Here is a 13,525-nt window from a genome sequence, read left to right as displayed (position 1 = left end):
CCTATACTTATTAGTTACTCCGGTATAAATATGAAGGCGCCAGTAGACTGGCGCCTTTATGGGTCAACTCCTCACAGGAGCCGAATGTGAAAGACTTACTTAAGTTTCTGAAAGCACAACACAAGACTGAAGAATTTGATGCAATCAAAATCGGTCTTGCTTCACCTGACATGATCCGTTCATGGTCTTTCGGTGAAGTTAAAAAGCCAGAAACCATCAACTACCGTACTTTTAAGCCTGAGCGTGACGGTCTTTTCTGTGCACGTATCTTTGGCCCGGTAAAAGACTACGAGTGTCTTTGTGGCAAATATAAGCGCCTGAAGCACCGTGGTGTTATCTGTGAAAAATGTGGTGTTGAAGTTACTCAGACCAAAGTACGTCGTGAGCGTATGGGTCATATCGAGCTAGCTTCACCTGTTGCCCACATCTGGTTCCTAAAGTCACTGCCATCCCGTATCGGTCTGTTAATGGACATGCCGCTACGTGACATCGAGCGTGTACTTTACTTCGAATCTTATGTCGTAATCGAACCAGGTATGACCAACCTTGAGCGTAGCCAGCTGCTTTCTGAAGAGCAGTACCTGGATGCACTTGAAGAGTGGGGCGACGAGTTCGACGCTAAGATGGGTGCAGAAGCGGTTAAAGCATTGCTGGCCAACATGGACCTGAATGCTGAAATCGAACTAATGCGCGAAGAGCTAGAAGAAACTAACTCTGAAACCAAGCGTAAGAAACTAACCAAGCGTCTTAAGCTTGTAGAAGCATTCCTACAGTCAGGTAACAACCCAGAGTGGATGATCCTGTCTGTATTGCCAGTTCTGCCGCCGGATCTACGTCCGCTGGTACCGCTGGATGGTGGTCGTTTCGCAACGTCAGATCTGAACGATCTGTACCGCCGCGTAATCAACCGTAACAACCGTCTGAAGCGTCTTCTAGACCTGGCTGCTCCTGATATCATCGTACGTAACGAAAAACGTATGCTTCAGGAGTCTGTTGATGCATTGCTAGATAACGGTCGTCGTGGCCGCGCTATCACGGGTTCTAACAAGCGTCCTCTGAAATCTTTGGCTGATATGATCAAAGGTAAGCAGGGTCGTTTCCGTCAGAACCTTCTTGGTAAGCGTGTTGACTACTCTGGTCGTTCTGTAATCACCGTAGGTCCATACCTGCGTCTGCATCAGTGTGGTCTTCCTAAGAAGATGGCACTAGAGCTATTTAAGCCATTCATCTACGGCAAGCTAGAGATTCGTGGTCTGGCTACGACTATCAAAGCAGCTAAGAAGATGGTTGAGCGTGAAGAAGCTGTTGTTTGGGATATCCTGGACGAAGTGATTCGCGAACACCCAGTAATGCTTAACCGTGCACCAACACTGCACCGTCTAGGTATTCAGGCATTTGAACCAGTACTCATCGAAGGTAAAGCGATCCAGCTTCACCCACTAGTGTGTGCGGCCTATAACGCCGACTTCGATGGTGACCAGATGGCGGTACACGTACCTCTTACTCTGGAAGCACAGCTAGAAGCACGTGCACTGATGATGTCTACCAACAACATCCTATCGCCAGCGTCTGGTGATCCAATCATCGTTCCTTCTCAGGATGTTGTATTGGGTCTTTACTACATGACGCGTGAGAAAATCAACGCGAAGGGTGAAGGCATGTACCTTGCTGGACCTGCTGAGGCAGAGAAAGCATACCGTACTAAGAGCGCAGAGCTTCATGCTCGCGTTAAAGTGCGCATCACAGAGCATCGCTATGACGAGCAAGGCAACCTAGTTGCTGATACTAAGCTTGTTGATACGACTGTGGGCCGTGCAATGCTATGGACGATCGTACCAAAAGGTCTTTCATACAGCTTGGTGAACACTGAAGCGTTGGGTAAAAAGCAAATTTCTAAACTGCTTAACACTTGTTACCGTGAACTGGGCATGAAAGAGACTGTCGTCTTTGCTGACCAGATCATGTACACAGGTTTTGCTTACGCGGCACTGTCTGGTGTTTCTGTTGGTATCGACGATATGGTTGTACCAGAAGCGAAATACACTAAGATCGCTGAAGCTGAAGCAGAAGTTGCTGAAATCCAGGAACAGTTCCAATCTGGTCTTGTTACTGCCGGTGAACGTTACAACAAAGTTATCGATATCTGGGCAACAGCCAACGAGCAGGTTGCTAAAGCGATGATGGATAACCTGTCTTTCGACACTGTGATTAACCGTGACGGTGAAGAAGAGCAGCAGAAATCGTTCAACAGCGTATACATGATGGCCGACTCTGGTGCTCGTGGTTCTGCAGCACAGATTCGTCAGCTAGCGGGTATGCGTGGTCTGATGGCTAAGCCGGATGGCTCAATCATCGAAACGCCGATCACCGCGAACTTCCGTGAAGGTCTGAACGTACTACAGTACTTCATCTCAACTCACGGTGCTCGTAAGGGTCTTGCGGATACCGCACTTAAGACAGCTAACTCCGGTTACCTAACGCGTCGTCTGGTAGATGTTGCGCAGGACGTGGTTATCACAACTGATGATTGTGGTACGCACGCAGGTATCACGATGATGCCGCTAGTTGAAGGTGGTGATGTTAAAGAACAACTAGGTGACCGTGTTCTTGGTCGTGTTGTTGCTGAAGACGTTATCAAGCCAGGTACTGACGAAGTTCTTGCTCCACGTAACACGCTTCTTGATGAGAAGTGGTGTGACATCCTGGAAGATAACTCTGTTGACCAGGTGAAAGTACGTTCGGTTGTAACCTGTGAGAATGACTTCGGTTGTTGTAAGAACTGTTACGGTCGTGACCTTGCTCGCGGTCACTTGGTTAACCAGGGTGAGGCAGTGGGTGTTGTTGCTGCTCAGTCAATCGGTGAACCGGGTACACAGCTTACGATGCGTACGTTCCACATCGGTGGTGCGGCATCTGCAGCAGCTGCAGAAAACAGCATCCAGGTTAAGAACAACGGTTCGATGAAACTACACAATGCCAAGTTTGTTACTAACAACGAAGGCAAGCTAGTTATTACTTCTCGTGCGTCAGAAATGAGCGTTATCGATGAGTTCGGTCGTACCAAAGAGAACTACAAACTGCCATACGGCTCACACCTAACTAAAGGTGATGCTGCGGAAGTTAAAGCTGGCGAAGTTATCGCTAACTGGGACCCGCACACAATGCCAATCATCACTGAAGTGGCAGGTCGTGCTCAGTTCGTTGACCTGATTGATGGCGTTACTGTTTCTCGTCAAACGGATGAGCTAACAGGTCTGTCTATGATCACTGTACTAGACGCTGCAGAGCGTACCGGTGCAGGTAAAGACATGCGTCCAACGGTTAAGCTAGTTGATGAAAACGGTAACGATGTAATGATCGCCGGCACTGAAATGCCAGCTCAGTACTTCCTACCAGGTAAAGCAATCATCCAGCTTGAAGACGGTGCCATGGTTGGTATCGGTGATACGCTAGCACGTATCCCTCAGGCATCTGGCGGTACGAAAGATATCACCGGTGGTCTGCCACGAGTTGCTGACCTGTTCGAAGCACGTAAGCCGAAAGAGCCTGCAATCCTAGCAGAAATCACGGGTATGGTTTCGTTCGGTAAAGAGACGAAGGGCAAGCGTCGTCTGATCATCACACCTGCTGAAGGCAATGCATACGAAGAAATGGTTCCTAAGTGGCGCCAGCTGAACGTATTCGAAGGTGAGAAGGTCGAGAAAGGTGATGTTATCGCCGATGGTCCAGAGGCTCCACACGATATTCTACGTCTACGTGGTGTACACGCAGTTGCAGAATACATCGTGAACGAAGTTCAGGAAGTTTACCGTCTACAGGGCGTTAAGATTAATGATAAGCACATTGAGACTATCATTCGTCAGATGCTACGTAAGGTAACTATCAGCTCTTCTGGTGACTCTGAGTTCCTACCGGGTGAGCAGCTAGAGTACTCTCGCGTAACAATTGCTAACCGTAAGCTAGAAGCTGAAGGTAAGCTACCTGCTACATACGAGCGTGATCTACTGGGTATCACTAAAGCGTCTCTGGCAACAGAATCGTTTATCTCAGCGGCATCGTTCCAGGAAACGACTCGCGTACTAACAGAAGCTGCGGTTTCTGGTAAGCGTGATGAACTACGTGGCCTGAAAGAGAACGTAATCGTTGGTCGTCTGATCCCTGCTGGTACCGGTTACGCGTATCACCAGAAACGTCAGCGCGAGCGTGATGCCGAGCTTGAGCCAGTAGCACCTCAGGTTGATGCAGAGCAGGCATCGCAAGATCTTGCAGCACTACTTAATGCTGGCCTGAACGACGACAACTAATACTAATTAGGACTCGTCCCTTAAGCTAAGCAATGAAAAAGGCACCCAACCGGGTGCCTTTTTGTTTTCTAGCGATCAGGCTTTTATAAATGATACCTTGAGAGAAAGCGGTATGATGGAGATTAAGGTGCTATTAGAGGTGAGGGCGCAACTATTGAGCACAGCGTGACAAACAGAAGCTGGGAGCTCCTGCCTGTTAGTCATGTGAGTACCTATCAGCCTGGGCTTACAATGCTAAGTTCAGGCTGGATAATAAAGGTGTCTCGCCGGGCATGTCAGGTGCACCTATGCACCAGGCGGGCACGCTAAGCTTTCACTGATCAGTTCGATCAAGTTATCTTCCAGTGCGAATCTCAGCTCAATGAGTTCACCGACAGAAGACAGGTCGTTATCAAAGTCGGGAATATTGTCGCCTTCTTCAATGGCACAATAACGATCGGTAAAATTTAGCAAAGGATCGGTCGTTTGGGTGATCTGTGAATACAGCAGGGAGATATCTTCTGTGGGTGAATAACCCGTTGCATTCCAGCGTTCCATTACCATGTCATAGATTTTGAAGTGACCTTCGGAGATATAATCGACAAGTTGTTGGCTGAAAAGTTGGAGTTGTGAAGAGGTTGGAAATTGGCGTGTTTTGTGTTCAAAGGGGGGGAGCCCCGCTAACTTGCAATAGTCGATCAGTAATTGCTGACGGGACATCAGCCAGTGATCGATGACATCGCTGGTGCCGCCCCACTGTTTTTGTACTTGCTCGAATTTACTTAACATGACCATGCCCTCATGATCGATCAGTACCGACACAAGGGGTACTGATTACGATACCTGTGAAACTCTTAAAAAAGAGAACCTTGTATTACGGATCAATATTCCGTTATTAAGTTTAGATTGCCAGTAAAAACCGAACCCTGCAAGGATGGATGTGACATTGATGTTAAAAAAACAAGAATTAGCGTATTGGTGTGTAGTGAAAGACCGAAAATTACTTTTGCTCAATCATACACTTCCACTCATGGCACCAGAGCAGCTGCCCTTTGATAGCGAACAATCTCGCTATATTGGTGAATATCAGGAAAGGCCGGTGTACTGGCTGGAAGCTGCTGAAAATCAAAGGGAAGAAGATTTCTATTCGCAACGGGAGCTGCTTAACCTCGACAGTGAACTGTTTAATCTAGCCGGGAAAGCAACCCAGCTCTCTTATATGCTTAATAACCAGGCATTTTGCCCAGCCTGTGGTGGCCAGTGTGAACTGGCATCGGGAGAGTTGGCCATGGTGTGCCAGAGCTGCCATAGCTATCACTACCCTCGATTATCCCCCTGTGTGATAGTCGCCGTGCGCAAACAAGATAAAATCCTATTGGCCCAGCACCCTAGGCATAAAACCGGTATGTATACCGTGATTGCTGGATTTGTGGAGGCCGGGGAAACGCTGGAGCAGTGTGTTGCCCGGGAAGTGGAAGAAGAAACCGGGATCAAGGTGACCAATATCCGTTATTTCGGTAGCCAGCCGTGGGCTTTCCCGTCTAACCTGATGATGGGCTTTCTGGCTGACTATGACAGTGGTGAGCTTAAGCCGGATTATGAAGAACTGAGTGATGCTATCTGGGCTGAAGAAGGCAAATTGCCCGAATTGGCCCCTGAAGGAACAATTGCCAGGGTATTGATAAATCATACCTTAACGTTGATGTCGGATCGGTAGGATAAAAAAACCCTCCAAATTGGAGGGATAAGGTGCAGTTAATTTGCTCTCTACGAGCAAAGTCATTGTTATTATTGCTAGCGCGCAGATTTTGTACCATGAGAGTACGGTGAGTCGCAAACCTGGTGAACAGATTGTTGCTATAAACATGATCTGCTTAACAATCAGGCTCTTTTGTTACCGCCATGGAGTGATACAATACGCCGCAGAATTTACCCATGGAGTACAGAATGAGCGAATTAAAGAATGACCGCTACCTACGTGCGTTGTTGAAGCAGCCAGTAGATTGCACACCAGTATGGATGATGCGCCAAGCAGGCCGTTACCTACCTGAGTACCGTGCAACACGTAGCGTTGCAGGTGACTTTATGTCGCTATGTAAGAATGCCGAGCTAGCGAGTGAAGTGACGCTTCAGCCATTGCGCCGTTTCCCGTTGGATGCCGCGATTCTGTTCTCAGATATCCTGACTATCCCTGATGCAATGGGCCTAGGCCTGTACTTTGAAACGGGTGAAGGACCGAAATTTGAGCGTCCGATCACCTGTAAGGCTGATGTCGACAAGATTGGCCTGCCGGATCCTGAAGGCGAGCTACAGTATGTGATGAACGCTGTCCGTCAGATCCGTAAGGATCTTCAGGGCGAAGTACCGCTGATTGGTTTCTCTGGTAGCCCGTGGACACTGGCGACTTATATGGTTGAAGGCGGTAGCTCGAAAGCGTTCACCAAGATCAAGAAGATGATGTACGCCGAGCCTGCGACACTACACCTATTGCTGGACAAGCTTGCTGACAGCGTGGTTGAGTATTTGAACGCCCAGATCAAAGCGGGTGCGCAGTCTGTGATGGTATTTGATACCTGGGGTGGCGTACTGACACCGCGTGACTACAATGAGTTCTCGCTGCGTTACATGCACAAGATTGTGGATGGCCTGATCCGTGAGAATGACGGCCGCCGTGTACCAGTTACCCTGTTTACTAAGAATGGCGGTATGTGGCTAGAGCAAATCGCTGCAACTGGCTGTGATGCAGTCGGCCTGGACTGGACGATTAACATTGCTGATGCCAAGAAACGTATTGGCGACAAAGTTGCCCTGCAAGGCAACATGGATCCATCAATGCTATACGCACAACCTGAGCGTATTCGCCAAGAAGTGGCGACTATTCTTGAAGGTTATGGTGACGAAGGTACAGGTCACGTGTTCAACCTTGGCCACGGTATCCACCTGGACGTGCCGCCAGAGAATGCCGGTGTGTTTGTTGATGCGGTGCATGAGCTGTCAAAGCCGTATCATAAGTAAGAGCGGTTCTGGGACCTAGGTTACTCGTTCCTGGAAAGAGCATTAGAAGCCCATGCAGTTTACTGTGTGGGTTTTTTATTTGGTCCTAGGAAAAGCAGGCCCTAGGTTCAGGGAAGAGCAAGAGCTTGATGAATTGTTGAGTTTCGATGAGCTTGCTAGAACCGCACCTAGGAACCCTTTGCCTTTCCCAAGTGCTGGTGGACATAGTCGCGTATATACGGCACCACTTCTTCTTCAAACCAAGGGTTTTTCTTTAGCCACAGCGTATTGCGTGGCGATGGATGGGGCATCGGTATGTATTCGGGAGCCCACTGACGCCATGCTTTTACCGTCTCAGTCAGTGTTTTGGGTTTGTCTTTCAGATAACGCTGCTGGGCATACTGGCCTACCAGCAAGGTCATGCCGATATTGGGCAGCAATGGCCATACCTGTGGGTGCCATTGCGGGGCACACTCCGGTCTCGGCGGCAGATCGCCCGATTTCCCCTTACCCGGATAGCATAATCCCATCGGCATAATGGCGATTTGCTTGGGGTCGTAAAATGTGTCGCGATCGAGTTCAAGCCATGCCCGTAGTCGGTTGCCGCTCGGATCGTTCCATGGGATCCCGGTATCATGGACACGGGTTCCCGGGGCCTGGCCGACAATCATCAGCTTTGCGCTACTGGCAGCCTGTATCACCGGGCGCGGGCCGAGAGGGAGATGATCTTTGCAGATCTCGCAGTGGCGGATCTGATCCAGTAGGTTATCAAGTTGTTGCGACGCCATAGTGGCTGCCTCTCTTTACCTAATAGCCACGATCAAAGTCAATTTGATACATCAGTGGCTGTTGCCGAATATAGCGCTGATAGTTGGCTTCAAATATCTCAAATACCTGTTCGGGAAAGCTCTCAGCGGCAATGTGGGGCGTGATGGTCACGTTAGGGTGCTGCCAGAAAGGGTGCTTGTCATTAAGCGGTTCATGCTTGAATACATCGAGAAAAGCATGGGCCACACAACCGCGCTCGATAGCGGATAGCAACCCATTTTCACTCACAGCATTACCACGGCCTACATTAAACAGTAGTGCTTTGTGGCAATGGCTCAAGGTGCTGGCATTGAGGATATCATCAGTATCGGTTGTTGCGGGTAGGGTGGAAACCAGGATATCAGCCAGAGCCAACCCTTCAGCCAGTTGGGTGAACGGATAAACCTGGTCGAAGCTGGTTTCCTCTGTATGGCCTGAGCGGTTGATACCAATGACACTAAGGCTGAAGGTTTTGGCAACCCGTGCTAAGTGCGAGCCAATGGAGCCGGTGCCGAGAATAACCATGGTTCTATTGGCCAATGAGGAGTAGGGATGCGGCTGCCACTGGGGCGGTGACTGCTGTTGTCGGTACAGGCTGAGATGACGGATATGATCAAGGGTATACCCCATGACATATTCGGTAATGAGCTGGCCAAAATGGCCGCGGATATTGGTTAGGGTGTAATTCCGCCGTAAACCCTTTTGGGTCAGGGCATCAATGCCCGCAAAGGTAGACTGCAGCCATTGCAGCGCCGGATAGCATTCGAGCTGGGTGGCAATACGAGGAGGATCGGCCAAAATAATGGTGGCTTGTGCAGGGTCTTCCGTTATTTCAAGGCCCGGTAGCTGAGCCCGGGCGAGTAACTGTCGGTAAGTGTCATTTTGTCGTGCCACAATCAGTAACTTGTTCATTCCAGTTTCCTTGTTTGCTGGCAGTGTATAACTGCTAGCTTCGCTTAACACGATATCCTTATATAGGTGTTGCTTGATATTGGAGCCGCTTGATATTGAAGTGGCTTGGGTATACAAGTAAACTCCGGTGCAAATCACTATCGCAGATTATCCCATGCTAAAGAATCCAGTTCAGCTTCGATTAGAAAAATTAGAACCGTGGCAACACCTTACATTTATGGTTTCGCTGTGTGAAAGAATGTATCCCAATTATGCATTCTTCTGCCAAGAAACCGAGTTTGCGGATGAGCAGAAATATCGCTCTATTCTGGATAGTATCTGGGAAATCCTGACGGTTAAATCGGCAAAGATCAATTTTGAAAAGCAACTAGAAAAGCTAGAGGATCTGGTTCCTAGTGCTGATGAGCATGATCTTTATGCGGTAAACCCTGCGATTGATGCCTGTGTCGCTCTGGCCGATTTATTACATGCGATGCTGGACCGTGATCTGATGCTGGAAACGCTGACCAAGCTAAGTTCTCTGTCAGCGGAAACGGTAGCTGATCTAGAGTTCGCTCAGACGGGTATTGAAATCACCAACGAAAACCAAAAAGATAATGAAGCGGTTTGTGCCGAGTGGGATACGCAGTGGGCGATTTTCCGTGCGTTGAAAGAGGCGGAAAGGCGTGACATTGAGCTGATTAAAGACCTACGTCAAGAATTGCGTGACGAGCCAGTCAGTAATATCGGCATCGAGCTGTAAGCTGGAATGATCAAAATTGAAAAAAGGGGCCTGCAGGCCCCTTTTTTCGACTTCTATGACGGTTATTCGTCATCTTTGCTTTCAATTACACCATGGAGTTTTTTCCATTTTTCCCAGCGCTGGTAGGCCAGCTGCTGCATGTCAGTGTTCTTGTCAGCCTCATCGACGATTTCCTCGCCGACGAGGTGTTCGAAAATGTCTTCCATGGTGACAATCCCCTGGACGGTGCCGTATTCGTCCACCACCAGAACCAGTTGCGAGCGCTCTTGCATCAGTTGCTCGAAAGCTTTGGGTACGCTGGCATTATTCATGATCACCGGGATGGGGCGCATCAGGGTGCCTAGCTCTTTCTGGCCACGGCCAGCCTGGCTTTCGGCAAACAGCTCAAGGCGATGGACAAAGCCGATAATATTGTCTTTCTGCTCGCTATATACCAACGGCCGGGAAAACGGACTGTCCTTATGATCCGACAGGAATTCATTGATCGGCTGTTCGGCTTCAACCCGGAATAGTACCGGGCGTGGCGTCATGATCTTGGTAACGCTAACATCGCGGAACTGCAGCAGGTTGGTCATGATTTTAGACTCACCTTCAGCCAATTCACCCGACTCGATGGCCAGCATCGCCATTGCAGATAACTCATCACGCAGTTTCGGTGCTTCATGGCCTTTGGACAGGCGACGGGTAATTTGTTCCGAGGCCCAGACAAACGGTGTCAATGCCCATACCATCCAACGCAGTATATTGGCAGAGGCTGGTGCCAGTTGGCGCCAGTAGGTTGCGCCGATAGTCTTCGGAATGATTTCCGAGAAAAGCAGGATGCCGATAGTTAGTACTCCGGAAAAGACGCCTAACCACTGGCTACCAAATACCACTGTCGCCTGTGCACCGGCTGTTGCCGCACCAATGGTATGGGCGATGGTATTTAAGGTCAGGATCGATGCCAGCGGGCGATCGATATTGTCTTTGAGGGCAGCCAGACGAGGAGCTGATGGATGATTCTGCTGGCGCAGAGTGCCAATGTAACTGGGCGAAATACTGAGGAGCACGGCTTCGAGTACCGAGCAAATGAACGAAACACCAATCGCAATTGCGATGTAAATCGTAAGGAGGATCATGCTTACCTTGTCAGCTAATAAGGAAATTACACCTATATTAATTGGTGCGATAGCGAATAAATACAACTATTTCATTTTGCTGATTGGTAACATTTTGTGAACTTGCGCTCAGTTTATGGTTAAAGAGCCCGCACCTAACCACATGATAGCCGACAAACCTTTGCCACACGGGCTTCTTTTGAATTAGAGTTGATGCGTCTGAAGAAAAACCTTAGAAGGGAAACCTAATGAACAAGACCCAACTGATTGACCTGATCGCTGAAAAAGCAGATCTTTCTAAAGCCCAAGCGAAAGTTGCACTAGAGTCTACTCTAGACGGCATTACTGACGCGCTTAAGGAAGGTGACCAGGTTCAACTAATTGGCTTTGGTACATTTAAAGTAAACCACCGCGCAGCACGCACTGGCCGTAACCCGCAAACTGGTCAGGAAATCCAGATCGCAGCTGCGAACGTTCCTGCATTCGTGGCGGGTAAAGCACTGAAAGACTCAGTGAAATAATCTATACTCCGCCAGGTGATTCATCTGGCGGAGTTATTGTCATGAAACGTCTTATTTCCATTCTTCTTATCTCGCTCCTGGCTGGATGTGAAACCACCACTGTTCCTGAAAACTCTATTACTCCGATCCTGACACATACTGGTGGCCAGGCAATGGGTGATGCGACCTCGTTATACTGGTATTCATCCCAGCAAAATCGACCAGTCAAACTGGCTGAAGTCGTTGCTGCCGGTGATTACGGCAAATACCAATCTGATTATCGCTGGCGTGAAGGTAAATTACGTGAAATTAAGCGTAAGGGAATGCGGCTAAGCGATAATACGCTCAAGCCTTTTACCCTTCATGTCCGTTATGACACCCAGGGGAATGCGGTGTTCCAGCGTTATAACGTTGATGGCTCCGTGCTGCCATTGTCTGACTCTCAGCTCTATCAGCTAACCCAACAGGCTCAGAGCGCCGTCAGTATCGTTAAAAAGCAGCGTAAAGACGGTCAGTCGCTGATACAGGGCTATTGGCAAGGAAACCGCTTTACACGCTGTGGTGATGAAAAGCAGTTAGATATGACTTTTGCCCCTGCCTTGTCTGACTTTACTGCCCGGCAGCTTAGCCAACAGGCTCAGAACCGCTTTATCGTGGTGACAGGTAAGGTTAGGAAGCAAACCGTAGAGGCAAGCCAGCTGTTGATGTTGACTGACGACAGCGAGCAATGTATGACGCCACCTGTTTTACTGGGTAATTAACGAGAGCTCCTGATTCCGTCGCCATGCAGGCATCAAGGTGCTGGAGGAATGATTGCCCAATGGAAGGTTGAAAAAAACGCGCTGATCACAGCGCGTTTTTTTGTCGGTATGATCGTTGACGTTATGCCTGTTGTTCGCGCTCAATCGCACGGTAACCTATGTCATCGCGATGGAACATACCTTTCCATGAGATTTGTTTTGCCAGCGCGTAAGCGCGTTGCTGGGCCTCTGATACACTATTTCCCATAGCGGTAGCGCATAATACGCGACCACCGTTTGTCACAATCTCGCCGTTGTTATTGGCCGTTCCTGCCTGGAAGACTTTTTCGCCAGCGGTTTCTTGTTGAGGCAGACCGGAGATAACATCACCTTTCGCATAGTCTGCCGGGTAACCGCCGGCCGCCAGGACAATACCGACAGAGGCGCGTGGATCCCATTTGGACTCAACGGTATCAAGTTTTTCATCGATAGCGGCAAGGCACAGTTCAACCAAGTCTGATTGCATGCGCAGCATGATAGGCTGGGTTTCTGGGTCGCCAAAACGACAGTTATATTCGATGACTTTCGGAGTGCCGTCAGCCATGACCATCAGGCCGGCATATAGGAAGCCAGTGTAAGGAGCGCCTTCTGCTTCCATACCACGGACGGTTGGGTAGATCACTTCTTCCATCACGCGGTCGTGGATCGCCTGGGTCACTACAGGGGCTGGTGAGTAAGCGCCCATGCCGCCAGTATTGGGGCCGGTATCGCCATTGCCAACACGTTTGTGATCTTGGCTGGTGGCCATTGGCAAGACATTCTTACCGTCAACCATCACGATGAAGCTGGCTTCTTCACCATCAAGAAACTCTTCAATCACCACACGGTGGCCCGCTTCGCCGAATGCGTTACCAGCCAGCATATCGCGAACGGCGTCTTCTGCTTCTTGCAATGTCATTGCAACGATAACGCCCTTGCCTGCAGCCAAGCCGTCAGCCTTAATAACAATAGGTGCGCCTTTCTCGCGAAGGTAAGCCAGGGCAGGTTCGATTTCCGTGAAGTTTTGGTACTCAGCCGTTGGGATCTGGTGGCGAGCCAGGAAGTCTTTGGTAAAGGCCTTGGAGCCTTCAAGCTGAGCAGCAGCTTGCGTCGGGCCAAAGATAGGCAGATCTGCAGCGCGGAATGCGTCAACAACGCCAATAACCAACGGGGCTTCAGGGCCGACAATCGTCAGGTCAACCTGATTGTCTTTGGCAAAAGCCACCAGTGCATCAATATCTTCAACACCAATAGCGACGTTCTCAACTTTAGGTTCCAGGGCACTGCCTGCGTTGCCCGGTGCAACGAAAATAGTGTCAACATCTGAAGATTGCGCTGCTTTCCATGCAAGGGCATGTTCGCGACCGCCGTTACCAATAATAAGAACTTTCATCGTAATTTTATCCCTAAC

General features: G+C 49.3%; 11 protein-coding genes. 6 read left to right on the top strand and 5 right to left on the bottom strand.

Annotated features, from left to right (window positions below):
- Positions 1–86 precede the first annotated feature (86 nt).
- The gene (rpoC, locus tag AC51G0_RS17495) at positions 87–4,304 is read left to right on the top strand and encodes a DNA-directed RNA polymerase subunit beta' (RefSeq protein ID WP_496299986.1); all 4,218 of its coding nucleotides are present in this window, start codon (positions 87–89) and stop codon (positions 4,302–4,304) included.
- Between the two features lie 285 nt (positions 4,305–4,589).
- Here rpoC and rsd read toward each other — a convergent pair whose 3' ends face one another.
- The gene (gene rsd / locus AC51G0_RS17490; protein WP_496302004.1) at positions 4,590–5,078 is read right to left on the bottom strand and encodes a sigma D regulator; all 489 of its coding nucleotides are present in this window, start codon (positions 5,076–5,078) and stop codon (positions 4,590–4,592) included.
- 154 nt (positions 5,079–5,232) lie between these two features.
- Here rsd and nudC point away from each other — a divergent pair, with 154 nt between their 5' ends.
- Positions 5,233–6,000, top strand: a complete 768-nt coding sequence (gene nudC, locus AC51G0_RS17485) for an NAD(+) diphosphatase (protein ID WP_496299985.1) — start codon at positions 5,233–5,235, stop codon at positions 5,998–6,000.
- 230 nt (positions 6,001–6,230) lie between these two features.
- Entirely contained in the window at positions 6,231–7,298 is a 1,068-nt protein-coding gene (hemE, locus tag AC51G0_RS17480; protein WP_496299984.1) for a uroporphyrinogen decarboxylase, read from the top strand.
- Positions 7,299–7,465: 167 nt separating this feature from the next.
- Here the strand turns inward: hemE and AC51G0_RS17475 are convergent, their stop codons facing one another.
- Together AC51G0_RS17475 and AC51G0_RS17470 are read right to left on the bottom strand one after the other, a co-directional pair.
- Entirely contained in the window at positions 7,466–8,065 is a 600-nt protein-coding gene (locus tag AC51G0_RS17475) for a uracil-DNA glycosylase family protein (protein WP_496299983.1), read from the bottom strand.
- 19 nt (positions 8,066–8,084) lie between these two features.
- Positions 8,085–8,996, bottom strand: a complete 912-nt coding sequence (locus tag AC51G0_RS17470) for a D-2-hydroxyacid dehydrogenase (protein WP_496299982.1) — start codon at positions 8,994–8,996, stop codon at positions 8,085–8,087.
- Between the two features lie 154 nt (positions 8,997–9,150).
- Here AC51G0_RS17470 and AC51G0_RS17465 point away from each other — a divergent pair, with 154 nt between their 5' ends.
- A complete protein-coding gene (locus tag AC51G0_RS17465) occupies positions 9,151–9,738 on the top strand; it encodes a YjaG family protein (RefSeq protein WP_496299981.1) in 588 nt (195 codons plus the stop codon).
- Positions 9,739–9,800: 62 nt separating this feature from the next.
- On the opposite strand, the gene AC51G0_RS17460 is transcribed toward AC51G0_RS17465, so the two are convergent.
- The gene (locus AC51G0_RS17460) at positions 9,801–10,856 is read right to left on the bottom strand and encodes a CNNM domain-containing protein (protein WP_496299980.1); all 1,056 of its coding nucleotides are present in this window, start codon (positions 10,854–10,856) and stop codon (positions 9,801–9,803) included.
- A 227-nt stretch (positions 10,857–11,083) separates the two neighbouring features.
- Between AC51G0_RS17460 and hupA the strand changes: the two genes are divergently transcribed.
- Both hupA and AC51G0_RS17450 read left to right on the top strand, forming a co-directional pair.
- Positions 11,084–11,356 (top strand): nucleoid-associated protein HU-alpha, encoded by a 273-nt coding sequence (hupA, locus tag AC51G0_RS17455; RefSeq protein WP_039458747.1) that lies wholly within the window; start codon positions 11,084–11,086, stop codon positions 11,354–11,356.
- 41 nt (positions 11,357–11,397) lie between these two features.
- Positions 11,398–12,096, top strand: coding sequence for a DUF1481 domain-containing protein (locus AC51G0_RS17450; RefSeq protein WP_496299979.1), 699 nt, complete (start codon positions 11,398–11,400; stop codon positions 12,094–12,096).
- A gap of 121 nt (positions 12,097–12,217) precedes the next feature.
- Here the strand turns inward: AC51G0_RS17450 and purD are convergent, their stop codons facing one another.
- Positions 12,218–13,507: a phosphoribosylamine--glycine ligase gene (gene purD / locus AC51G0_RS17445; protein WP_496299978.1), complete on the bottom strand. Its 1,290-nt coding sequence runs from the start codon at positions 13,505–13,507 to the stop codon at positions 12,218–12,220.
- Positions 13,508–13,525: the final 18 nt, after the last annotated feature.

It is taken from the genome of Photobacterium sp. HL06 (assembly GCF_059552575.1).
This window is presented reverse-complemented; position numbering and strand designations above follow the sequence as displayed.